This window comes from Pontibacter beigongshangensis (genome assembly GCF_014332515.1).
Classification (GTDB): Bacteria; Bacteroidota; Bacteroidia; order Cytophagales; family Hymenobacteraceae; genus Pontibacter; species Pontibacter beigongshangensis.
Map to the genome: position 1 here is coordinate 149,271 of NZ_VFSD01000004.1, position 24,170 is coordinate 173,440.

14 protein-coding genes are annotated in these 24,170 nt (G+C 52.6%); 3 read left to right on the top strand and 11 right to left on the bottom strand.

The genetic code is table 11. The features are described from left to right. Positions 1–521 precede the first annotated feature (521 nt). Together FJM74_RS05635 and FJM74_RS05640 are read right to left on the bottom strand one after the other, a co-directional pair. Positions 522–2,150: a RagB/SusD family nutrient uptake outer membrane protein gene (locus FJM74_RS05635; protein ID WP_187261592.1), complete on the bottom strand. Its 1,629-nt coding sequence runs from the start codon at positions 2,148–2,150 to the stop codon at positions 522–524. Between the two features lie 4 nt (positions 2,151–2,154). Beyond that, a complete protein-coding gene (locus FJM74_RS05640; protein WP_187261593.1) occupies positions 2,155–5,268 on the bottom strand; it encodes a SusC/RagA family TonB-linked outer membrane protein in 3,114 nt (1,037 codons plus the stop codon). A gap of 622 nt (positions 5,269–5,890) precedes the next feature. Here FJM74_RS05640 and FJM74_RS05645 point away from each other — a divergent pair. Both FJM74_RS05645 and FJM74_RS05650 read left to right on the top strand, forming a co-directional pair. Beyond that, positions 5,891–6,841, top strand: a complete 951-nt coding sequence (locus FJM74_RS05645) for a UTP--glucose-1-phosphate uridylyltransferase (RefSeq protein ID WP_187261594.1) — start codon at positions 5,891–5,893, stop codon at positions 6,839–6,841. A 223-nt stretch (positions 6,842–7,064) separates the two neighbouring features. Next, positions 7,065–10,415: a UTP--glucose-1-phosphate uridylyltransferase gene (locus FJM74_RS05650; RefSeq protein ID WP_187261595.1), complete on the top strand. Its 3,351-nt coding sequence runs from the start codon at positions 7,065–7,067 to the stop codon at positions 10,413–10,415. A gap of 146 nt (positions 10,416–10,561) precedes the next feature. Here FJM74_RS05650 and FJM74_RS05655 read toward each other — a convergent pair whose 3' ends face one another. The 6 genes from FJM74_RS05655 to FJM74_RS05680 form a co-directional block, all read right to left on the bottom strand. After that, positions 10,562–11,905: a bile acid:sodium symporter family protein gene (locus FJM74_RS05655; RefSeq protein ID WP_187261596.1), complete on the bottom strand. Its 1,344-nt coding sequence runs from the start codon at positions 11,903–11,905 to the stop codon at positions 10,562–10,564. Between the two features lie 12 nt (positions 11,906–11,917). Next, positions 11,918–12,577: an aspartate/glutamate racemase family protein gene (locus tag FJM74_RS05660; RefSeq protein ID WP_187261597.1), complete on the bottom strand. Its 660-nt coding sequence runs from the start codon at positions 12,575–12,577 to the stop codon at positions 11,918–11,920. Positions 12,578–12,582: 5 nt separating this feature from the next. Further along, positions 12,583–13,983 (bottom strand): four-carbon acid sugar kinase family protein, encoded by a 1,401-nt coding sequence (locus FJM74_RS05665; RefSeq protein ID WP_187261598.1) that lies wholly within the window; start codon positions 13,981–13,983, stop codon positions 12,583–12,585. A gap of 2 nt (positions 13,984–13,985) precedes the next feature. Then, the gene (locus FJM74_RS05670) at positions 13,986–15,230 is read right to left on the bottom strand and encodes a ribulose-bisphosphate carboxylase large subunit family protein (RefSeq protein ID WP_187261599.1); all 1,245 of its coding nucleotides are present in this window, start codon (positions 15,228–15,230) and stop codon (positions 13,986–13,988) included. A 610-nt stretch (positions 15,231–15,840) separates the two neighbouring features. Further along, entirely contained in the window at positions 15,841–16,782 is a 942-nt protein-coding gene (locus FJM74_RS05675; protein WP_187261600.1) for a ketopantoate reductase family protein, read from the bottom strand. A 372-nt stretch (positions 16,783–17,154) separates the two neighbouring features. Beyond that, positions 17,155–17,673: a GNAT family N-acetyltransferase gene (locus FJM74_RS05680; RefSeq protein WP_187261601.1), complete on the bottom strand. Its 519-nt coding sequence runs from the start codon at positions 17,671–17,673 to the stop codon at positions 17,155–17,157. Positions 17,674–18,404: 731 nt separating this feature from the next. Here FJM74_RS05680 and FJM74_RS05685 point away from each other — a divergent pair. Continuing rightward, entirely contained in the window at positions 18,405–21,167 is a 2,763-nt protein-coding gene (locus FJM74_RS05685) for an alpha-d-galacturonidase (RefSeq protein ID WP_187261602.1), read from the top strand. Between the two features lie 337 nt (positions 21,168–21,504). On the opposite strand, the gene FJM74_RS05690 is transcribed toward FJM74_RS05685, so the two are convergent. Genes FJM74_RS05690 through FJM74_RS05700 form a run of 3 tightly spaced genes read right to left on the bottom strand, consistent with a single transcriptional unit; the run spans position 21,505 to position 24,116 of the window. After that, entirely contained in the window at positions 21,505–21,837 is a 333-nt protein-coding gene (locus FJM74_RS05690) for a hypothetical protein (protein WP_187261603.1), read from the bottom strand. A 57-nt stretch (positions 21,838–21,894) separates the two neighbouring features. Then, positions 21,895–22,950 carry a sugar phosphate isomerase/epimerase family protein gene (locus tag FJM74_RS05695; RefSeq protein ID WP_187261604.1) on the bottom strand — a complete coding sequence of 352 codons (1,056 nt, stop codon included), beginning with the start codon at positions 22,948–22,950 and terminating at the stop codon, positions 21,895–21,897. Positions 22,951–22,958: 8 nt separating this feature from the next. Then, a complete protein-coding gene (locus FJM74_RS05700; RefSeq protein ID WP_187261605.1) occupies positions 22,959–24,116 on the bottom strand; it encodes a Gfo/Idh/MocA family protein in 1,158 nt (385 codons plus the stop codon). Between the last annotated feature and the right edge of the window lie 54 nt (positions 24,117–24,170).

Genomic DNA, 24,170 nt, shown 5'->3' on the forward strand with positions numbered 1-24,170 from the left:
TTACCAGGCAGCGGCAGCAGAAGCCTCGGAGGGGGCAAAACCATTAGAATAATTTGGTTAACGCACCAATGGGTCCATGGTCGATCTGTTGGTTCTTCAAGTTGCAAAACCAGTAGATGCACGACATTAACAATGAAACTCCGAACTCGTCCCCTAATTAAGCTACAGAATTTACCCAGCAGCCATTTCAAATTATTTAAATGAAAATGGCCCTCCGGAGCCATCAATGCCCTTAAGTGGCATGGGGGATAGCGCGCGGTTATTTTTAAGTAACAGCCCCCAAATGGGGCTCGCACACCTGGTGTTTTGTCAAATTAACATTAGACATGATGGCAGCTAGGCTTTCTGGCAGCTTTGCAAGCATTAAACCATTCTAATAATCGAATTGGTGGAGGAGTATTGGTCATTATATCGGCTGCCTACAAAAAAACAAAAACAGGCATAAAAACAAAGAGGAGCGTTTTACGGCTCCTCTTTATACTTGAACTAACTTTCGAAAAACTGTATTTCATCCCCCACTTTTAATTGGCATAAGCAGGGTTCTGCGGATATACCCCGGCATCCAGGGCAATGGCCGACAAGGGAATCGGGCGCAAAATTTTATAGTGCCCGTTTGCTCCCTGAAACGGCTCGACACCCATGTTTACCAGCTCTATCACCTGCGGGTTGTACTTTTTGTTGCGTTCCATGAGTTTGCCGGTACGCTTCAGGTCTGCCCAGCGGTGGCCTTCTCCGGCCAGTTCACGGGCTCTCTCGTCCAGAATAAAGTCGATGTTAATATCACTCGCCCCTATTTGCATGTCTGCCTCATGGCCCGGCATGGCAGCGCGACGGCGTACCTCGTTTATTCGGTTGGCAGCTGTGGCGTTGTCGCCCTTCTTAAAGTAAGCCTCGGCAGCGAGCAGGTACGTCTCCCCTAGGCGGGCCAGAAAGAGGTCGTGCGTGTAGCGCACAGACGGCAGCGAGTTTCTGTCATACTTGCTTAGGGCAGGATATTCCGCCTGGTTGTTCAGACTCCACCACTCCGGAGAGATAGGCTTTATCCGGGCATTGCGCCGATTAGCCGGGTCTGCTGCCCGCCAGCTTGCCGTATCAGCGATTTGCTGTTGTGTTCTGGGGTAGTAGTAGCTGATCGGGTATTTGTTCGGATCTTCGTGGTAACCGACATACGGCGAGGTGCGCACGATCATAAAGGTGCCTTCAAACCGGCTGTCGTACTCGCCAAAAACATTCCAGAGGTACTCTGATACTTTCAGCCGCAGTTGTTTAAACACCCCCTCGCTGGTACCTGTAATCAGAGGGCCGTACGGGGTGTCCCACTGGTGGGTGCCACCGTTCAGGGTGGAAGCGGCATCGTACTGGATAGAAAAGATAATCTCCGGGTTTGCATCGTTTTTGAAAGCGAAGATCTCCTTGTAGGGTACAGAAAGTGCCTGCCCGTTTATGGCTGCATCAGCATAGGTGGCGGCCTTGTCGAAATCAGACGCCTGACCGAAGGTTTCATAGCCTCTGGTAAGGTAGGCTTTTGCCAGAAAATGCCGCACCGCGCGCTTGGTAACCCGGCCAAACTGCGCTTGTGTTTCGGGCACCTCATTCAGCGCCTGCTCCATCTCGGCAATAATAAACTGGTAAGTTTCTTCAGCTGATTGCCGTTCAAAATGGGTGATGGGCTTATCCACCATTTCCGTTACGATACTTACCCCGCCAAAGTGCTGCACCAGCAGGAAGTAGTAGTAGGCTCTCAGAAACCGCATCTCCCCTTTACGCGATTCTAACGCTGTAAAATCAGCCGTTTTCTCTGCATAGTGAAGCGCAATGTTCGTCACCTGAATGCTCCTGTAAACCGCGTGGAAAAAGTCGGACACCTGCCTTGTGCCGGGCGTGAGGGTGTGGTAGCTGGTGAGCCCCAAAGGAGCCTCCTGCCCTGTGCCAAAGAACAGATCAGTGCCAGACAGAAAAATAAACGGCTGCGGCTCATACACCTCCCGAAGGGTAGAGTACGCGGAGTTGACCAGTGTCTCGTAGCCTCCCTGCGTCAGGTAATAGGTATCGGCAGTGGCATTGCTTTTATTGTCTTCATCTAAAAAATCTGAACAACTACTGGCCGACAGAAGACACAATAACCCTGATATATATAGAAACTTTTTCATATTCTTAGAAGTTTATGTTTGTACCAATCTGATAAATAGAGAAGGAGGATGAGTTGGCATTCGACCCGGATAAACCGGCTCCCGCCCATTCAGGATCGAACCCGTCGTACTTGGTCCATACATAGGGGTTAAGTGCGTTCACGTACAGCCTGGCACCCTGCAGACCTAACTTTTTAAGCAGCACGGGTCCGAAATTATAGCCCAAGGTAACATTCTGCAATCGCACAAAAGAGGCGTCCTTGTTAAAGCCCGGATAGCCGTAATCCTCCGCGTCTTCGCCCCAGTACTGCCCCTGGTTGCGCGGTTGCGGATAGGTGTTGCTGTATCTTGATACTGTCACCGGGTTGTCGCGCATGTAGTAAGGCACGTCCAGGATCTGCTTGCTGTTAAGGTCGGTGAATTCGCGGTGGAAAGGGCTGTACAGGTACACGCCCTGGGCAGTATAAAGGTTAGCCGTGAAATCGAAGTTTTTGAAAGAAAAAGTAGAGGCCAATCCACCTACCCAATCCGGAATCGGCGAGCCCAGCACCTTCATGTCGTTATCGATATCGATCACGCCATCGCCATTCAGGTCCTTCACTTTGGCGGTTCCCTCTAAGGTTAAGTCTCCTTCCGGCACTTCATCTTTCTGCCAGATGCCGTCGAACACCATGCCGTACACCACGTCTACAGGCTCGCCAATAAACCAGCGGTTGGCTACGTCATCCTCTTTTTTACCATAGAGCTCCACAATCCGGTTTCGGTTGGCAGAGAACGTGAAGTTGGTTTCCCAGGTAAAGTCACCGGCTTTTACGTTGATGGTTCTCAGTTGCAGTTCCACGCCTTTGTTGCTGAGCGAGCCTACGTTGTCCATCATTGTGGCCCAGCCGGTCGGCACGGCCAGTTTCCGCTCCATCAGCAGGTTCAGCGACAACTTATCGTACACGTTCACTTCGCCGGCAATTCTGTTGTTCAGGAAACCAAAGTCAACCCCCAGGTTCCACTCGCGGGTGCGCTCCCAGGTCAGGTCTTTGTTTGCGATGGCACTCGGACGGAAGCCATTGGCCAGGGACCCGTTCCAATCGTAATAGGTCTGGCGGTTTACGGCAAACTGGGTCTCATAAGGGTTAATGTTGTCGTTGCCGGTATAGCCGAAGCTCAGCCTCACTTTTAAATTGGAGATGGCGCTCATATCTCGCAAGAAGGTTTCTTCAGAGGCTATCCAGGCTGCCCCAACAGATGGGAAGAAAGCCCACTTATGGCCGGGAGCCAGGCGGGAAGAGCCGTCCCAGCGGGCGGTTGCCGTCAGCATATACCTGTCCCGGAAGGAGTAGTTCAGCCTGTTGGTATACGACATCAGCGTGCTCTTGCGGTAGTCGCTCGAAAGGTTAAAGGTGTTCTGAGGGGCACTGCCGAGGTTGAAGAACTCCGAGTTGAACGGCAGGCCATTGCCATAGCCATACAGATACTCATACCTGTCCATCAGCATGGAATGAATAAAGTCGTAATCGAACCTGTGCTCATTCAGTTGCTTGCTTACCCGCAGCTGGTTGTCCCAGATATAAGAAAAATCCTGCGAGGTAGACATCTGGGCTCTGTTGGTGTTGCCGGTTGCCAGGGCATCCCAATACTCGCCGGAACGCTGAAACCGCATGTTAGGCGAGAAGGTAGACCGGAGCGAAATACCCTCTATTGGCTTGAACTGCAGGTGGAAATTGGAGATCAGGTAATACTGCTGGGTGTTGAACTTGTTATACTTCAGTTCCGCCAGGGGGCTCACGTTGCCCGAAATTCCGGTCATCGGCTGCCGGATCAGTTCGCCGTTCTCATCAAAAGCCGGGGCATAGGGAGGCATCCGGAAAAGCTGCCGCATGGCCGTGCTGCTCCTCAACTCCCGGTCGGTATAGGCCAGGTTAATATTGGTGCCCATCGACCACTGCTCCGAAATGTTGGCGTTCACGTTGCCCTTGAAGTTATACTTTTTGAACTCCTGCCCTTCAATGTTTCCATTATCGCCCTGGTAGCCGGCACCTATGGTAAAGTTAAGCTTTTCGTTCCCTCCCGACCCGGAAATGAAGTGGTTGGTCTGGATGCTCGATTTTAATTGCTCCCCAAGCCAGTCGTAGTGGTTGCGGTTGCCCAAGTGCAGTTTCCAGTACTCATGGGCCGCACCAGACGAAGGGAAACCATAGAGCCCGTCCGGAGCTGATGGAGTTCTTCCGGCTACCAGGTCGCCCACAATGCCCCTGTTCATGGTATACAAAATGGCTTCGTCCGCATCCAGGAAGTCGGGCATGTTGGCGATGGTCCGGATGCCCGTGAAGCCGGAATATTGCACCCCGGTTCTTCCCTTCAGGCCTGCCCCGGATTTGGTGGTCACGATCACCACGCCGTTTGATCCCCTGGAACCGTAAATGGCCGTGGAGGAGGCGTCTTTCAGGATGTCGATCCGTTCAATGTCCATCGGGTTCAGGAAGTTGATATTGTCGGTCATCACCCCATCCACCACAAACAAGGGGTTACCGCCAGTCAAGGAGTTGATGCCCCTGATGTTGATGTTGAAATCGCTTCCGGGTAAACCGGTGTTGGCCGTGATATTGACACCGGCCACCTGCCCCTGCAGCGCGGCAAGCGGACTGGTGGTTCCTCTCTTCACAATATCCTCGTTGCTCACCGATACCACGGCACCGGTCAGGTCAGACTTCTTAATTTCGCCGTAGCCAACCACCACAACCTCCTCCAAAGCACGGGCATCTGGCAAGAGCGTTACGTTAATAGTTGAACGGTTATTGATGGCTACTTCATGGGTTTTAAAGCCGATGTAAGAAATCACCAGCGTGCCGTTTCCGTCCGGCACAGGGAGGCTATAGGAGCCATTTATATCGGAGGCTGTTCCTCTGGAAGTGCCTTTCAGCACGACCGTCACCCCGGGAAGCCCCTCTCCTTTTTCATCTGTCACTTTTCCGGAGATGCTCCTTTCCTGCTGAGCTCCGCCTCCGGGAGTGATGCTACTAATCTGTTGCTGCCCGCTGCCCGGCAAACCCGTAGCGGATACATGCCCTTGGCCAAAGGCCAGCTGGCATGCCCCTAGCAGCATACACGGCAATACCATTTTTTTGATCGCGTAATACTTTCTCATGGCTTTTACATTAGAGATTTAACATAAAACTTTTACTTCCTGATATTCTTCATGCGCATTTGATATTAGATTAATTCTGTTACTAAAAGGGTTTTAAAAGACGGTTCAGCTTCATCAAGACGAAAGACAGCATGCAGAGTCGTTGGGGCATAGAAGGAGCGGCAGAGGTTCAGAAAAGCTGGAAAGGCCAATTTTCATTAGAATAATTGCTTTTCCATTGTGACAGAGAAGAACCTTACAGGGTCCTCAGGATGCGAGCAGCGGTAGTTGTAATAACTCCTTATTATGTAAACGTTTTCAAAGTTAAAGCATATTTTCTGCTAGATTATTGTTTCAACAAGAATATGGCACTGTAAACGTTTACATATAATAATGTAGGTAAAAATATTTTTACTTACAAACATTAGTAAGTAATTTTTAATCTGATTTTAATGTCCCTCATTAATAAGCCTGGACAAAAGCTCCTTCCACTGCCCGCCCGTAACTGAAAATAGGGCACCACAACAGCCGCCATAAAGTTTTCTGGCTGGTGAATCTGAATACAGGAAAATAGGAATAAGCCAGAATTTGATAAATTGCAGGTCTATAGCATAAGCACCCTACGACCATAAGCGAACCAGACATGAAGATAAAGAAGGCAGTTATTACCGCAGCCGCCCGCGGAGAACGATTGTACCCGGTGGCAGACACCATTCAGAAGGCCATGCTCCCGGTTATCGACATCGATGGCCTGCACAAGCCCGTTATCCAGATTATTGCTGAGGAAGCCTTTGCCAGTGGCATAGAGGAGCTTGGTATTGTGTGTGCCCCCGGCGACGGGGAGCGCTACCTGAGTTCCTTCGCCTCGCTGCGCGACAACCTGCTGAAATCCTTTAAAAGTGTGGACTGGGCCAGGAAGCAGGCCGAGAAGGTAGACGACCTGCTGCACCGGCTGCAGTTTGCTGAGCAGCAGGAACCCCTGGGCTATGGCCACGCCGTGTACTGCGCCCGTGAATTCGTGAACAACGAGCCCTTCCTGCTCCTGCTCGGCGATTATCTCTACGTGTCGGATATGCTGCAAAAGCGATGCGCGGCGCAGCTGGTGGAGCTGGCCACACAGGAGAGCTGCTCAGTTTCGGCTGTAAACCCTACCATAGAACACCAGATAGGCCGCTATGGCACCCTTACCGGCAAACAGGTTGCAGGTAAAACTGGCGTGTACCAGATCGATAAGATCATAGAGAAACCGTCGTTAAGCATAGCCGAACTGGAATTGCAGACGCCCGGGCTGCGGGTGGGCTACTACCTCTGCTTTTTCGGCATGCACGTGTTCACCCCTGCTGTGTTCGATCTGCTGCAAAAGCAGGTGGAGCAGCACAGCCAGAACGTTATGCTTACCCCTGCCCTGCAGGAACTGGCCACACAGGAAAAGTACCTGGCCCTGGAAGTGAAAGGCAATCGCTATGACCTGAGCCGCAAACACGGCCTGCTCAGTGCGCAGGTGGCCCTCGGCCTGGCCGGTGAAGCCCACAGCGAAACCCTCACCACCCTGGTGGAGTTGCTGGCCGAAGCCAACGCCCGAAAATCAAACTAAAAAAGACGCAGGACACAAGACACAGGATTTTTAAGTAACAGATCGGCGGTACCACTTCCTGAAAGGTAAGAGCAAGAAGAGCTAAAACATAAGTAATAAAACCATAAGGCTGGCAATTATTTAAATAAAAACAGCCCTCCGGCGCCTTTTGCTGCCGTTGCCACAGTTCTAGTAAATTGCATAAGGTGCTGCGTCTTATATCCTGTGTCTCAAAATAAAAAGGATGAATATTTTTATACAAACCATCACCTCGGCAGAGGCCACTATACGTAACCGGTCTTTTTTTGAACTCAGCCGGGGCTTATCGGCCAGGGAGCTGCAGCGTGACCTGCGGGAGCTGGATGTTTTCCGGAAAACCACGCCTAACCTATACGACAAGGTAAGGGCGATCCTGTTCCTGTATGCAGGCTACCGGTTTTTCCTGATGCAGGCCAGCGAGACACCTTCTGTCGGCAAAATAGCTTATGCCGGGTTTGAGCACCTGCTGGGCCGGAGGTTTGAGAAAGCCATCAGCACATTTTTGCAGGAGCTGGAGAAGCACGGACCTAATGCCGCCCTGTTCATCGCCCTGTCTGAAAGTTATCACCACCTGTCGTTCCAGATCCTGGCCGACCAGGTGCGCAGGAGCGTGCGCTCCAGCAAAGGCAACCAATGGATGTTCCGGGTAGGCCACCAGCAGGAGCACCCGATCCGGATTCACCCGCGGCTGCTGCAGCGCACTGACAATTCGCTCTTCTACCCGATCCTGCACGAGCACACCTCCGTGCGCATGGACCTCACCCACAGCGGCTGGTCCGATATCTTTTTCCTCGGGATGGACTACCCGGAAGGCGCCCGGGTAATTAACCTCTCCATCGACCTGGGCGTGTTTGGCCGTGATGCCGACATACGTCCGCCCCTGCACGCGTATGTGCGCGTTATCCAGGAGCCGGTGCTGCGCCTGACCAGTATCGACCTGAACACCACCAAAGATATCCAGGACCTGGCCGACCTGTTTAATTTCGGCAACGATTACCTGAGCCTGGTAAAGGCCGGCGTGATTGCCTCCGGGTTAATTCCGCCCTCTTTTGAAGGCACGAACCAATCCCTGCCCGAAATTCTGGCCCGTATCGTGGCGCCGGGCATGGGCATAGAACTGGTGACCAAAGTAAACGATATCCCGAAAGGCTCCCGCTTCGCCGTTTCCACCAACCTGCTGGGCTCCATTATCAGTCTGCTGATGCGGGCTACCGGCCAGACAAAATCAGTAGAAGGTGGTTTGGATGAAACGGAAAGACGCCTGGTTGCCTCCCGGGCTATTCTGGGGGAGTGGATTGGCGGCTCCGGCGGTGGCTGGCAGGACTCAGGCGGCGTCTGGCCCGGCATTAAAGCTATACAGGGCACGTTTGCGCAGGAAGGCGACCCGGAGTACGGCATCAGCAGAGGCACGCTGCTGCCGCGCCACCGCGTGCTGCAGGGCCATGAAGTGCACCCCGCCATGGCCGACAAAATTATGAGCTCGCTGGTGCTGATGCACGGCGGCATGGCCTCTAACGTAGGCCCCATCCTGGAGATGGTGACGGAGAAATACCTCTTGCGCGGCGAACAAGAATGGGCGGCACGGCAGCAGACCAACCAGATCTTCGACAACATACTGGCGGCCATCCGCGATGGTGATATCCAAAAACTGGGAGCCAACACCGCCAGAAACTGGGAAGGCCCCATCAAAACCATTATTCCCTGGGCCTCCACCTATTTTACCGAGCAGATCATCGCTAAAGCAAAGCAGACGTTTGGCAACGATTACTATGGCTTCCTGATGCTGGGCGGCATGTCGGGTGGCGGCATGGGCATGTTCGTGAACCCGGAGCGCTACGAAGATTACAAACTGGGCGTGCTCGACATCCTCCGGAAAACCAAGTCCGAACTGTCGGACTCGCTGCCGTTTGCCATGGAGCCGGTGGTGTACAACTGGAGCATCAACCACAAAGGCACCTGGTCTACGCTGCACGAAGGCAACGAGGCGCTGATGCCGGAGCAGTACTATGCCATCCATGTGTCGGAGCTGGTACGAAAAGAGCCTTCCACCATTTCTTATATCAGGCGGGCGGAGATAGACCTTTTCACGACTTATTGCGAACAGAACAACCTGGCTTACCCCCTGCTGCGCACCATCGTGAGCAACCTGTTTAAGGTGTCGGACCCTACCACGCAAGGCAACCGCAGCCTCGAAAATGAGAAGGCGGAGCAGGTGAAGAAGTCTAATGGCTTCGATTTTATCCAGCATGAGGAAATCAGGGAGCAGCTGCAGAAAGGCCGCATCGGCTTATCCCGCAACCGCCTTCCTGCCGAAACCTCCATCGAAGATGTACAGGCTGGCGATACGGTGAACCTGGAGGATCTGGCCACTGCCAAAACAACCGGTGCCGCCGCCATCCGTGCCGGCAAAGTAGCCGTGCTCAGCCTGGCAGCCGGTGTGGGCAGCCGCTGGACCAAAGGAGCCGGCGTGATAAAAGCGTTGAACCCCTTTGTGGAAATTAATGGCCGGCACCGCAGCTTCCTGGAAATTCACCTGGCCAAGACCCGCAAAGTGGCAGCGCAGTATCAGGCGCAGATTCCGCATATCGTGGCCACCAGTTATCTGACGCATGCCCCTATTAGCAGGAAACTGAAGCAGACGCAGAATTTCGGCTATGCAACAGGCGCTGTTTACCTCTCAGAAGGCCGCTCGATCGGGCAGCGTTTTGTGCCGATGGAGCGCGACCTGCGTTTTATGTGGGAGGAGATGCCACAGGAGACACTCGATGAGAACAAGCAGAAAGTGCGCGATGCCGTGCGCCAGAGCATGATCAACTGGGCAAAGGGCAAAGGCGAAGGAACCGACTATGTCGACAACATCGCCGCACAACGCTTCTCGCCGCTTGGCCACTGGTATGAAGTATCGAACATGCTGCGCAATGGCACGCTGGCCAAACTCCTGCAGGAGCAGCCGCAACTGCAGACCATCATGCTGCACAACATTGATACCTTAGGAGCCGACATTCACGCAGCCGCTCTTGGCTACCACCTGGAGTCGGGCAACATGCTCACTTTTGAGGTGGTGCCACGCCGCATCGAAGACCAGGGCGGCGGATTGGCTCGCGTAAACGGCCAGGTACGCTTGCTCGAAGGCCTGGCCCAACCCCGCGAGGAAGATGAACTCAAGCTAAGCTACTACAACTCCAACACCACCTGGATCCAGATAAACCCGCTCCTGCAGTTGTTTGGTCTGACTCGCGAAGACCTGCAGATAGGTGATGCCAACCAGCTTGCCAAAGCCGTGCGCCGGGTGGCCCACCGCATCCCGACCTATGTCACCATCAAAGAGGTAAAGTACCGCTGGGGTCACGGCCAGGAAGACATCTACCCCGTCGCGCAGATCGAAAAGCTGTGGACCGACATGACGGCCCTGCCGGATGTGAAATGTGGCTACGTGGTGGTGCCCCGCACCAGAGGCCAGCAACTGAAAGACCCTGCCCAGTTGGATGCCTGGGTAACAGACGGCAGCAAAGATTTTGTAGTGTCGCTGGGAGAGTTTCAAGCAGGGTTGAAATAGAGGTCACTCAGGGCTTAAAATAAAAACAGGCTGTAGCGCATTCTTTTCAAAAAGGAGCTACAGCCTGAATTATTCTAATGAAAAATGCCCTCCAGAGCCTTAACCTTTATTGGCGCTACTGCTCTGAAGGCTACCGTTCATTTCTTTCACTCTTTTACTTTACTGATTATCGGTCCGTCTGCCACAGTTCCAGCCTGCTCCTCCTGATGCTCAGTTGAAATTTCCTTAATCGGTCTGCTGCGCCAGTAGTTGGCCAGTATTGAACCTGAGATGTTCATCCAGGGGCTGAACACCGCTGAGGCAAGCCCTACTGTACCGAGCTTACCCATGCTTCCGGCCAGACCAGAGGCCATGCCCCCATTCTGCAAGCCAACTTCAAATGCCATGGATCGGGCCGAAATCTTATCAAGCCCTAACAGCCTGCTGAACCAGTACCCAAAGAAGTACCCAGCCCCATTGTGCAGCACGGCAGCTAAAAATAGCAGGAACCCTACCTGTAGTAAATTATCGCGACCGGCAGCGGTGGTAACGGTCGTAAAATACACAATGCCAAACATCGAGATATAAGGCATAAAGCTGTCGAGCCGCTCGTATTTGGTGGTTGCAATATGATAAAACAACCCGACCAGGAAAGCACCGGTGAAAAAGCTCAGCACCTCCGCCGTCTGCAGGGCTGCAGCAGACAGGTTAGCCTCCATCAAACTCCAGAAACCAAACGGCAGTGCCAGTAGCCAGACTACGCATCCCACAGCAATCAACCGCACCGTTTTCCAGCCTTGTGGCGAAGCCTTTTTCAGGTAGTCGTGCAGGAGCGCGGCTCCAATGGGTACAATCACAATCTTGATGATCTCCATCATCATGTTCATGAATTTCACCTCAATCATAGTGCCGGCAAACAGCTTCATCATAAACGGAGTCATGAAAGGCGCGATCAGGGTGGCGATGGCCGTAACTGTTACAGAAAGCACCAGGTTAGCACGTGCAATGTACACCATTACGTTAGAGGCCAGCCCGCTGGAGCAGGCGCCAATCAGAATAACACCGGCCGCGATCTCAGGCTCGAACTGAAAAACTTTAGTGAGCAAAAACCCCACTACCGGCATAATAGAAAACTGGCACAGCAGCCCAATGAACACGCCACGGCCTGTTGTAGCCAGTCCGGTAAAATCACGCAAACTCATCTGTATCCCCATGCCGAACATCACCAACTGCACCACCAGCAGAATCAACCACTTATTGCGCAAATCAAAATCGCCCCAGTTCAGGAAGGCGGCCGGGTAGATCATAGCAGCTATAACGGCCACCAGAATCCAGGTGGTATACTGGTACCCTTTTAAGGCAGGAACGGCTCCTATACCAATGGCGGCAGCAACAGCAGTAACCACGGCTGCTGGTTGCCAGATTGCCGCATTCCCCAGCAGTAGCCCTACCAGCAGGAGCAGAAGCGCCAGCGCCGCCAGGCCCAGGCATATTTTTCGCAAGCTATTCATAGGCCTTCCCATCTACAACACAGTTGCCAGATGCTTAATGGCCTGGGGCGGGCTGGCAATGATCGGCACGCGTTTCGTTTCTTCGTCCAGCGTGTCTACCACACGGGCCATAGAGGCTTGCGCCAGCAGAATCACGTCTACCTGACCGGCCAATTCTTTTAAGGCTGCCGCCACCATCGCATCGTGTCTGGCCGCATCGCCACTCATCAGAGCTTCAAATGCGCCGTCGCAGAGTTTAGAGGTGAGTTCTATTTCCTTGCCTGCCGCGGCCGCCCTGCGCTTTACCAGGTCGCTGGTGGGGCCGAGGGTGGTGGGCAGCGTGGCAATTACGCCAATTCGTTTTCCGGTTTGCACGGCCAGGTCGGCCATCGGCTGGTCTACGCGCAGCACAGGCACACTAGTGAGGGCGGCGGCGGCCTCTACGGCAGCCCCAATGGAGGAGCAGGTAACCATGATATAATCGGCTCCGGCTGCCTCTGCTGAACCTACATAATCCACCACGCGCCGGGAAGTGGCAGCTGTTAATTCGCCCCGTGAGATCACGTCTTTTATCAGGCTGTCGTCCACGATGTTAAACACGTTTACGTCGGGCAGCGACTCGTTGCAGAGTTGTTGAAATACGGGTACTAAAGTGGCTGATGTATGGATCAGGCCTAATGTTTTCTTTTTCATCTGGTTTAGGTATTAAGGATGTTTAGTTTTGATTTGCCCTGGGCGGCAAGGCCGAAATAATCCGGGGAGCCTACCTGGCCTCCTTTAAAGTTTACTTCCAAGCCATCCAGGGGCGAGCCTGGGGCAAAGGCCTTGCAAAGCGGAGCGCCAGGTGAGAGTGGCGCAACCATTTCCACGGCCTCTATGCCCATGGCACGGGCGGCAAAGCTGGAGGTATCGCCGCCGGCAACTACTATTCGTGTAACGGAGGTTTGCGCTGCCACTCCCCTGGCTATCTCCCCCAAAGCGGTGCCATAAAGTTTAGCCGTTTGTCCTTGGAGACCGAGCTCCCGCAGCAATTCGTTTGTTTCTGCCACACGCGCATCGTCTGCGCCACAACTCGTATGAACGATCACGCTCCGGCCTGAGCTGATATATCCTGCAGCTTCTGCCATACAGGCAGCCACTTCGGCTGAGGCATCTGCCTGTCGTGCAATGGCAGCGGTATCTAACCGAACCTCTGCAAACCCTGCTGCCCGCGCCCAGTCAATCTGGCCGGAGGTGACAGGAGAGCAACTGCCGGAAACTACCAGCAAAGGTTCAGCCGCTTCAGGAGTTGCCCAGCGCTGTGGCGGCTGCAGCACTCCCTGCTCCTGCCAGTGGTTGCCGAGCGCCATTTCGATGCCGGATGATCCGACAGAAAAAAGAGGTTTATCAGGAGAGGCATAGGCATCAATTAACCGGCCGATGCCAGCCATTTGGTTTTCGTACACAGCATCAAACAGCACTACTTCTGCGCCTCCTGCTACTGTGGCTCTTAAAGCTTCTGCCGCCTTCGCCGCTGGCAGCACCACCTGCAGAATATCGACTAAGCCAATTTTTTTGGAGGTCTGCCGGGACAGGTGCAGGCGCAGATCGCTCTCGTCGGCAGGTGTAACGGGGTGTTTGCTCATGCTGGGGTGCCGGTCGAGGCGGTGGATGGTGCCCTTGCTCCCGATGCCCATGCGGGCAAACAGATTCCCGAAAGCACAGTAGCGACCCAGCGCAGGCGCAGCCACCAGGAGCGGCACAAAATCGGCTCCGAAAATGGCGGTAGCCACGTCAATGGCTTTGCCGATGCTGCCCGTTGTGGGCGAAGAGTCGAAGGTGGAGCAGACTTTGTAATGTACGTGGGCAGCACCCAGGGCACGAAGCGCAGCAAAAGCGGGCTTCAGCTCCTGCTCCATTTCGGCGGGGGCCATGGCGCGCGTCATGCCGGCCACACCAATGGCTTGCAGCCCCTCGTAGCGGGCCAACTGCTCCGGTGTGGGCGGCTGAATAAAAAGAGCTGTTTTGGCTCCTGCCCTGCTCAGGAACTCCAGCGCGTCGGTAGAACCCGTGAAGTCATCGCCATAGTAGGCCAGTAAAAGTTCACCTGGTTTTGCCATGCTTATTTTGAGCCAAATTTTTCAACTGATTTTGCGAACTCCGGATACTCGGCCGCTGCTTCTTCTACGGATAAGCCTTTCACGGCTGCCTCCCAGGCCTGACGCAGGGCTACCACACCACCTGTCGGGCCATTGGGGTGCGCCATAATGCCACCGCCTGCCATGTAGAGCAGATCCGTGGTCTGGGTGCGGCGATAAGTTTCCGGAGCCTGTCCGCCCCATTGCCCCGACGACACCACCGGCAGCACCGAATAGCCACCGAGCATCGGCTTCAGGCAGGCCTCAATGGAGCGAACCACCGAATCATCCGATTCCCAGAACTTGTTCTGGATGCCGTTCACGTGGATCTGATCCACGCCAGCCAGTCGCCAGAGTTTCTGGTAGGCCGGGAACTCGATGCCCAGCAGCGGGTGCCTATTGAGCATGCCCCATCCGTTGCGGTGCCCATGAATGGCCAGTTGCCCCTGGTCGCACACTTTCTTGGCTCCTGCCAGGCCCACACTGTTCAGGCTCACCATGGCACAGGTACCTCCTGCCGCTACTACTTTATCATAACGCCTTAGCATCGAATCAATTTCATCGCTTACGTTAAAGGCGTACATTACTTTCTTTCCGGTTTTGTCGGCATGGTCGTTGACCACGCGCATTACCGCATCCACGCGCTCCTCAAAAGGCGAATTGGCAGAAGAAGAAAGCAGCTCATCGTCTTTTATAAAGTCTATACCGGCTTCGGCCAGGGTCTTCACCAGCTCCGCTGTCTGCTGCGGAGTCATGCCAATGCTGGGTTTGATGATGGTGCCGATCAGTGGGCGGCCTTCCACGCCGGTTAGTTTGCGGCAGCCTTCTATGCCAAATCGTGGTCCCTTAAAGTGGTCGGCAAACGAGGCGGGCACTTCCAGGTCCATCAGCTTCAGACCTGTGAACTGGGTGATCTCATACAGGTTTCCTTGCAGCGTCGATACCATGGTAGGCAGGTTGTAGCCAAAGTTCTCGATCGACCACGACACCTCGATGGAAGCCCGGTGGTACTGGCCCTTGGCAGATACGGCACCCGGAATAGCTGGCTCGGTTACCGTCTCTAAATGGGTAATAGACTCCACACGGGCTGCAAAGCGCTGCTTAAGTTCCTCGGTTTCGCCAGGCACTGCCACAAATGTGCCCGAAGACTGCTCCCCTGCCAGCACAGCGGCAGCTTTTTCAAGGTCGTAAGGTGTTTCGATGTAGTACCTTGCTGTTATTCTTTCCATAAAGTCTTTTCTGCCTTTTAAGCGATGTTGGTTTTATATAAAAGCGTTCTGTCCTTGAAACTGAAGGGCCATTGCCTGAGTGACTTCTTTTATCTTCTTCATTTCCAGGGTCGAACTATCGTTTGTTAAATCTAAACTTAAATTTAATGAAAGCAATTATTCTAAGTAGAAATGCCCTCAGGAGCACTTTGCTCTTGCTGCGGCTGCTACTGCCTTAGGGGTGAAGCTGCCGCAACCTACTTATTTCACATGTAAAGTAGCAATTTATATTTAAAGGATCGAAATTATTGCAGGAGAATTTTGAAGATTGGTGTGGGCAAAGAGCCTCCGCAACGCAGGGGGCGCTAGTTGTAAACAGAAATTTGGGGATATACCTTCCCTGGAAATTATTCTAATGAAAACAGACCTCCAGAGCTTTCTGCTGCTGCTACAACATTGTCTGAATCAGAATTTTAACAATATCTCAAAAACTGAAAAAGTGTAGCACCTGAAGTTCAGGAGCATATTTTTCAGATGCGGTTCAGCAATAAATATTCTGCTTATTCTAAAATTCTGTCAATTCTGATTCAGACAAGATAATTCCCGTACCCGCATTTTGAAGACAGCAAAGTCAGTTTCCCGGATAAAGATGAGAAATTCTATCGTGTACTTGCTGGTAATTGAGTATGGGAGTTCCGGCCAGCTTCCCTTTTTCTAAGACATAATCCACCAGGAAAACCTTCTCATGGGGCATCTGTTGCTCAAAGTCCAACTGCATGGATGTTTTAGATCCGGGTGGGAAATTGTTGATCAGAGCTATGGATTCCTCTACTATGTTATGGTGAAGCTCCACGCCAGTGGCGGCAGCCAACAACTTCACTTCAAGCATCATGTTCCGTAGCAGCTCCCGTAAATATGGGTCGGCAAGCAGCTCCCCGAAGGTCTTGTTATAAGCGGTGGTGATGGCAGCAACCGGTGAGAGAAACAGGAATTTTCGCCACAACACAGGTTTAATATCCTCATAAAAGGCAATGTCCAGGCCAGCGTCTGCAACTGCTTTTATAAGCCAGGCATACGGCGCGGGCGTGTCGCCACCCACCAGAACTTTGCCGGGGCCTCCCTTGTGCAGCACTTTTCCGGGGGCCATTACATTCGACACCACATAAATGCACCCTTCCAGCACCTGCCCCTTCTCCGGCAGTACGCTCCTGATAACATCTTTGGCCTGCACCATGTTCTGGAGTGGCAGCAGCACGGTATCAGGTCCGATCACGGCAGCGTATGTTTTCAGTGCTTCGGCCAAGGAAAAGGATTTGGTGGTGAGAAACAGCGCATCCAGCAGCCCGATCTCCTGCGGGTCATCGCTTACCAGATCCGGAAACACTACCTGTTCGCCTCCGCCGCTCCTCAACAGCAACCCGTTTTCCTGAATAGCCTGCCGTGTCTGGCCCCTGCAGATAAAGACGATCTCCACCTCGGGCCTATGTGCATAAAAACCGGCCAGCGGCGCCCCGATAAAACCGCCAACACCACCAATTCCAAGGATTCCTATTCTTTTCTTTGTCTGAAGCATACCCGCAATTTAAGTCTTGCCTGCTTAAAATCAAGAAGCGGGTGAAGGAATGATTTCGGGGGCTTTGCCAAATTAGAAATTCAAAATTAGAAATTATGGCAACTGTGCTTTCTGTCAGCGTTACAGACATTGTAATTTTCTACAATTCAATCTGAAGGCCCACGGGTGCATCGGTTGGTAAGAAACTGGGTAATTAACGTCCAGATGATAAAATACCGGCAATCAGCTCTAAGTTCAGGATCGCTTACAAGAGTAGCAGCATGAGAAGCAGCAGAGCTTCAGGAGGGGCAAATTCATTAGAATAATTTAGCGGGCAGGACTTGCGTGGTGACCTTACGTCTGCTCTGAAGCATCCCTTACGACAGGCGCATCTCATTCATAAAAGGGATCGGCATACTGTACGGTGCCATCTTTACCTCTGAGAGCGCCCTCTCTTAGCCCCAGGGCCAGAAAGGCTTCGTCCGGCACATCAAAAGGGCACCTGATTCCCCATCTGGAGGCACGCTGAAAACCGAAACGCGGATAATACCCCGGATGCCCCAGCACGATCACGGAATCGAACCCCAGATCTTCGGCCCTGGCCAGCCCGGCCCTGATAAGCTCCCGGCCAATACCTGCGCGCTGGTGCTCCGGATGCACCGCCATCGGTGCCAGGGCAAGCGACTCATGGGAGGTCTCTCCCTGTATCTTGATTCTGGTAAAAAGGATATATCCCACAATTTCCTGCTGCCGCACCGCCACCAGCGAGAGTTCGGGTACAAAAGCCTCTGTTTTCCGCAGCCTTTCCACAAGGCGGCTTTCATTGTCCCGGCCAAAAGCCAGTTGGTTCAAGACGAGGACAGCTTCCATGTCTCTGCTTTCCTCTTCTCTGATTTTACAAGTTTTTCTCATTCGCGGGGTTTATAAGTTTGTTTGTAGGGTAACACGCAAGCGCTGAACAGACAGCCAAAACGGAGGATTCGGATTTTGATAGGATAATTTACCTATTTATTTTGATTATTTTAAAAATTTAACGCCTAAATAGAAATAAATCAGAATATTTATATTTAGATAAAAAGTTCAGCTGCAGGAGACGCAGAGAATTACAGGAAACCGGACCCTCTTCCCATTATCATTTGGAACCGCTGCCTTAAGTTTCCCTGCGCTGTTCCCTCGCAGGGTATTTTCTATGAGTCAGCAATTGGCCTGGCTCCTGCACAGAAGGGTCTGCTGGGGAGACATCCCGGGGATAAAGGCGTTCAAATGAAGTAATCGTAGGAATAGCAGTGCTTTGCGGCTTTTTATTTTCCTGGCCGCCTGAGCAGAAGGCTCAAACCTATTATCAGATAGATGTTCTATTTTTTCCAAACTAACAGGTACCCCGACTTCTGTTGGATGGTCCCGCGTACGTCAAGTCAAATTGCAGCAAAACGGACGTTTGTTTAAATGGCATGAATGAACAATCGTTAAGCAGGTTTGGTAAAAAAATATCCTAAACAGGGCTTTCGGACCTCCTGCAGGCGGTAAACAGCTTTAGTGGAGAGAATATTTTTTTAAACAAATTATATAAATACCCCATGAAATAGATAGTCAGGCTGCACATTTTCACTAATAAACTCTATATTTATAAAAAAATAAAAATCATGAAGCGTATACTGTTATTAGTGCCCCTTCTGATCCTGCTGTTCGTATCCTGTAGGCAGAACGATCTGAATTCTTCAAAAAGGGAAGCCGTCACCATTGTCATTCCGCAGGCAGCCCCCTCCCGGGTAACCTTTGGCGCGGAAAAGCTGAAAAAGACGCTGGAAGACTCCGGCTACGAAACAAAAATCGTAAGCCAGGACAAGCAGCCGAAACGCGGCAGGCAGATAAGGATTGATTTTGATGCGAATGCCGCCACCAATAACGTGACGGCTGTGAACAACACCAATGCCACCGGCAAAGAAGGCTTCACGATCTCTACTTCTGAAAACGTGCTGACCATTAGCGGAAATGATGCCTCCGGTGCCCTGTACGGTTGCCTGGAACTGGCCGACCGGGTAAAAAGCCAGGGTAAAATTCCGGCAAACCTGCAGCTGACCGACCAGCCTGAGATGGTGCTGCGCGGAACTGCCATCGGCGTGCAGAAAACCTATTACCTGCCCGGCCGCACCGTGTACGAGTACCCCTACACTGAAGAAGAGTTTCCGTGGTTCTACGACAAGAAGCACTGGACGGACTACCTTGACATGATGGTGGAAAACCGCTACAACTCCCTCTACCTCTGGAACGGGCACCCCTTTGCCTCACTGGTAAAACTGCCCGACTACCCCTATGCCCTGGAGGTAGATGAAGAAACCTTCGCCAAAAACGAAGAGATGTACCGCTTCCTGACTGAAGAAGCCGAAAAGCGTGGCATCTGGGTCATTCAGATGTTCTACAACATCATCGTTTCAAAGCCCTTTGCTGAAAAGCACGGCATCAAGACGCAGGAAAGAAACCGGCCTATTACGCCGCTGCTCTCAGACTATACCCGCAAATCTATCGCCGCCTTTGTAGAGAAATACCCGAACGTGGGCCTGCTCATTACCCTGGGTGAGGCGATGGAAGGCGTAGGTCAGGACGATGTGGACTGGTTTACGAAGACCATTATACCCGGCGTGCAGGACGGCCTGAAGGCCACTGGCCAGACCATAGAGCCCCCTATTGTGCTCAGAGCGCACGACACCGATGCCCCCCGCGTGATGAAAGCTGCCCTGCCGATTTACAAGAACCTGTACACCATGGCCAAGTATAATGGCGAGGCCCTTACCACCTACACCCCCCGCGGTAAATGGGCCGAGCTGCACCGCAGCCTGAGCCGCATCGGCACCGTGCATATCCAGAACGTGCACATCCTGGCCAACCTGGAGCCCTTCCGGTACAGCTCGCCGGATTTTATCCAGAAAAGCGTGATCGCCATGCATGACGTCTATGAGTCGAACGGCTTGCACCTGTACCCACAGGCCTCTTACTGGGACTGGCCTTACGCCGCCGACAAAACAGAGGAGCGCCTGCTGCAGATAGACCGCGACTGGATGTGGTACGAAGCCTGGGCCCGCTACGCCTGGAAAGCCAGAAGAGACAAATCAGAGGAAGAGACCTACTGGAGCAATAAGCTGGGCAAAGAATTTGGTATGCCTGCCGAAAATGCGAAGCATGTGCTGGAGGCCCATGAAGAAGCGGGCGAAATATCTCCTAAAATACTGCGCCGCTTCGGCATTACCGACGGCAACCGGCAAACCTCCACCCTGGGCATGCTGATGACTCAGCTGATAAACCCGTTCCGGTACAGCCTGTTCACGATGCTCTATGAATCAGAGGCTCCGGAAGGAGAAATGATTATTGAATACGGCGAAAAAGAATGGAAGAAAGAGCCGCATATAGGCGAAACACCGCTTCAGGTGGCCGAGGAAATTGTGGAGCATGGCCGCAAAGCAGTGGAGGCGATAGACAAGGCTGCCCCGGCTGTAACCAGAAACAAGGAAGAGTTCGACCGCCTGAAAAATGACATGTACAGTTACAACGCCATGGCCAACCACTACTCCGAAAAAGTGAAAGCCGCCATTGCCGTTCTGCGCTTCAAATATTCGGAAGACGTGGCAGACCTCGAAAAAGCACTGCCGCACCTCGAAAAAAGTGTAGCCCATTACCGCGACCTGGTAAAACTTACAAAAGACACGTACCTGTATGCCAACAGCATGCAGACACCGCAGCGTAAAATCCCTGTGCGTGCCACCGACGGAGCCTTTAAGCATTGGGAGGAGCTCCTGCCGATATACGAGGAAGAACTAGAGACATTCAAGACCCGCATAGATTCTCTTAAAACCAAACGGAATGTGGCTGCTGCCAAAGTGGTGCCTTACAAAAACGCACATGTTGTCCTCCAATCCAAAACTGAAGGATCTTATACACTTGCAAAAGGCCAGAAACTATTCTCAGACACCACGGTACTGATTACGGACGTAGCCCCGGAACTGAAAGCTTTAAAGGGGATACGCTTTTCCAAGGCCAGACAGGTAACCGAAGGAACAAACATCCGGTTCACGGCAAACAAGCCCGTTAAATTGCTGGTGGGCTATTTTAACAAGCCGAAAGCCTACGGCAGTGAGCAGGACCCGAACTTTGCAAGAGCCCCCGAACTGGAAACCGACGCCACCGCCAATGACTATGGTCAGGGTGAGATCAAAATATCGAATGCGGTACTGGCCGGCGATTTGCCCCCGGTAAATGTCCACGCCTATTCTTTTGGTGCCGGTAACCACACCCTGAACCTGCCAAAAGGCGCCCTGCTGCTACTCGGTTTCATAGACGGCAACCAGGAAGTGCGTATCTACGACGCGGGCTTAGCCGGTAGCGCCAAAGACATAGACTGGCTATTTGAGTAATTTTCCGGACAGGAATCCGAATCTCATTCATTCCTAAACAAAAAAGGAGAGCCAACAATTTGGCTCTCCTTTTTTGTTTTCAGGCTTTCCTGAAACCGCTCTTCATCTTTCAGACGGATGGGTTTGTTTGCTGACTTTCTGTTACATCAAGGGCACTTCAGGAGCAGTGGCAGCAGCAGCAGCAAAAGGCTCGGGAGGCCTGGTTTCATTCAAATAATTCAGACATCAAAAAAATCACAAGCTATCCCAACTCAAACCATGATTTGGGATTATGAAGCAGAGTGTTACTCATCCATAACTTCTAATTTTGAATTTCTAATTTTTAATTAAAAACAAGCTACCTCCTGCTGATTCTGACAAAGCCCTTATTGTACACTCTTTTGTTTGTCACTTCATCTACCTCGTACCAGATATCGACTTCGTAAGCGGGCGTGCTGTAGGTGGTGGCGAACTGCTCCTCATCGTTGATGATCTTATAATCTGTCACCATTTCGTAGCCATCATCCAGCGCCTCGTAATATGCCTCATCGTCATCATCAAATTCCTCTAAGTAGCGGTTATATACCTCATGGTACTGATCCGTAACCACCTCATACAATCGTTGCAGGGCGGGGGGATCAAATTCCATATATCCCTCCCTGTCTTTCGTCCATCTTCCTTCTTGTTCCATAGTGGCTAAAACTATAGTAAACCCGCCAGGTTTCCATAACCTGGCGGGTTTACCTTACTAATCTAATCCCAGCACCTTCTTATTCAGGCCCGTATCTATCCCCGAAGCAGCAAAGTCGTCAAATGCTTTTTCTGTCACTCTGATGATATGGTCTTTGATAAAGGCTGCTCCTTCCACAGCACCATCTTCCGGATGTTTCAGGGCGCACTCCCACTCCATTACGGCCCAGCCGTCGAAGTTGTAGGCGGTTAGTTTACTGAAGATGGCTTTGAAATCCACCTGGCCGTCGCCGAGGGAGCGGAAGCGGCCTGCGCGGTTCACCCAGCTCTGGTAGCCGCCGTACACGCCCTGTTTTCCGGTCGGGTTAAACTCGGCATCTTTTACATGAAACATGCGGATGCGCTCATGATAATGGTCGATGTAAGAGAGGTAGTCAAGACACTGGAGCACAAAATGCGAGGGGTCGTAGAGCAGGCAGGCACGTGCATGGTTGTTTACTTTTTCCAGAAACATTTCATACGATATGCCATCATGCAGGTCCTCGCCCGGGTGAATCTCGTAGCAGACATCCACGCCACTATCCTCAAAGGCATTCAGGATGGGGAGCCACCTGTTAGCCAGCTCCTGAAAACCAGCCTCCACCAGGCCCGCGGGACGCTGTGGCCAGGGGTAAACAGTTTGCCAGAGCAAGGCCCCGCTGAAAGTGGCATGGGCATTCAGGCCCAGGTGCTCAGAGGCCTTGGCTGCATATTTAAGCTGCTGCACCGCCCACTCCGTACGGGCTTTGGGATTGTTGTGATACTTTTCCGGCGCAAAACCATCGAACAGCTGGTCGTAGGCCGGGTTTACGGCCACCAGTTGCCCCTGCAGGTGCGTAGAGAGTTCTGTTATCTGCAAGCCCTGGCTCTCTACGAGGCCTTTTATTTCATCTGCATACGTTTTGCTTTCGGCGGCCTTTTGCAGATCGAAGTAGTGCGGGTTCCAGGTCGGTATCTGCACCCCTTCAAAGCCGATGCTTTTGGCCCAGCGGCAGATGGCCTCTAAATTATCGAAGGGAGGGTTTTCGCCCAGAAACTGGGCTAAGAAAATGGCGGGTCCTTTTATTGTTTTCATTTCCTGGTTTAGATAGTGAAGTCAGTCCATTTTTTATCTGATTTGCCGGAGGCGATCACATGCTCAATAAAAGCCATGCCCCGCACCCCTTCCGCTATGCCAGGGTAATCCTGCCATTCGGGCTGGGGCTCTGTGCCTTCTATTTCAGCTTTTACACAAAAAGCAAAATTGCGGTAAAGGTTGGCAAAGGCTTCGAGATAGCCTTCGGGATGGCCGGCCGGGGTGCGGGTATTGTGCTGGGCATAGGAGCTGGTGTAGCCGCCGCCGGTGCGGTAAATCTCCGTTGGCCGGTCGAGCCATTTTACCTGGAGAGTGTTGGCTATATCCTGCTGCCACTCCAGCCCGCCTTTTTCCCCGTACACCCTTATTTTGACGTTGTTCTCCTCTCCTGCTGCTACCTGGGTGGCCATGAGCACACCGGTAGCGCCATTGTTAAACCTCAGAAATGCGGCGCCGTCGTCATCCAACTGGCGGCCTTCCACTACTATGTTAATGTCGGCACAAAGCTGTGTTACCTCCAGCCCCGTTACATACTCTGCCAGGTTAAAAGCATGGGTGCCGATATCGCCCATGCCACCGGCTTTGCCACTCTGCTCGGGGTTGGTTCGCCAGGAGGCCTGCTTGTTTTCGCCGCCTTCGGCAAAGGTGCTGAGCCAGCCCTGCGGGTACTCTACATACACTTTCCGGATCCTGCCCAGCTTGCCCGATGCCACCAGCTGCTTTGCCTCCTTCACCATCGGGTAGCCGGTGTAAGTGTGCGTTAGGCAGAAAAGTTTACCCGTCTGGCTGGCAACTTTCCGTAGCGCCAGCGCCTCCTCCAGCGAGAAGGTCATGGGCTTATCCAGGATCACATGAAAGCCGTTTTCCATGGCCAGCCTGGCCGGTTCGAAGTGGACATGATTGGGTGTTACAATGCTGATGACCTGCACACGCTGGTCTTCGGGGAGCTGCTTTTCTTTTTCGTACAGCTCCTGGTAACTGGCATACACGCGCTCCGGCGCAAGCCCCAGCAGTTTGCCGCTCACTTCCGATTTTTCGGGATGGCTGCTGAAGGCGCCGCACACCAGCTCGTAGGCATTGTCGAGCTGGGCAGCTATGCGGTGAACGGCACCTATAAAGGCACCTTGTCCGCCGCCTACCATTCCAAGTCTGAGTTTTTTATGCATCTTTTGGTTGTAAGAGAATAGCTGATTTTATTTACAAATCTTAGTTAGTAAAAA

What these genes read in the sequence shown, in the direction of transcription:
- FJM74_RS05635 (WP_187261592.1), bottom strand. Translation starts at nt 2,150, where the DNA reads ATGAAAAAGTTTCTATATATATCAGGGTTATTGTGTCTTCTGTCGGCC.
- FJM74_RS05640 (WP_187261593.1), bottom strand. Translation starts at nt 5,268, where the DNA reads ATGAGAAAGTATTACGCGATCAAAAAAATGGTATTGCCGTGTATGCTG.
- FJM74_RS05645 (WP_187261594.1), top strand. Translation starts at nt 5,891, where the DNA reads ATGAAGATAAAGAAGGCAGTTATTACCGCAGCCGCCCGCGGAGAACGA.
- FJM74_RS05650 (WP_187261595.1), top strand. Translation starts at nt 7,065, where the DNA reads ATGAATATTTTTATACAAACCATCACCTCGGCAGAGGCCACTATACGT.
- FJM74_RS05655 (WP_187261596.1), bottom strand. Translation starts at nt 11,905, where the DNA reads ATGAATAGCTTGCGAAAAATATGCCTGGGCCTGGCGGCGCTGGCGCTT.
- FJM74_RS05660 (WP_187261597.1), bottom strand. Translation starts at nt 12,577, where the DNA reads ATGAAAAAGAAAACATTAGGCCTGATCCATACATCAGCCACTTTAGTA.
- FJM74_RS05665 (WP_187261598.1), bottom strand. Translation starts at nt 13,983, where the DNA reads ATGGCAAAACCAGGTGAACTTTTACTGGCCTACTATGGCGATGACTTC.
- FJM74_RS05670 (WP_187261599.1), bottom strand. Translation starts at nt 15,230, where the DNA reads ATGGAAAGAATAACAGCAAGGTACTACATCGAAACACCTTACGACCTT.
- FJM74_RS05675 (WP_187261600.1), bottom strand. Translation starts at nt 16,782, where the DNA reads ATGCTTCAGACAAAGAAAAGAATAGGAATCCTTGGAATTGGTGGTGTT.
- FJM74_RS05680 (WP_187261601.1), bottom strand. Translation starts at nt 17,673, where the DNA reads ATGAGAAAAACTTGTAAAATCAGAGAAGAGGAAAGCAGAGACATGGAA.
- FJM74_RS05685 (WP_187261602.1), top strand. Translation starts at nt 18,405, where the DNA reads ATGAAGCGTATACTGTTATTAGTGCCCCTTCTGATCCTGCTGTTCGTA.
- FJM74_RS05690 (WP_187261603.1), bottom strand. Translation starts at nt 21,837, where the DNA reads ATGGAACAAGAAGGAAGATGGACGAAAGACAGGGAGGGATATATGGAA.
- FJM74_RS05695 (WP_187261604.1), bottom strand. Translation starts at nt 22,950, where the DNA reads ATGAAAACAATAAAAGGACCCGCCATTTTCTTAGCCCAGTTTCTGGGC.
- FJM74_RS05700 (WP_187261605.1), bottom strand. Translation starts at nt 24,116, where the DNA reads ATGCATAAAAAACTCAGACTTGGAATGGTAGGCGGCGGACAAGGTGCC.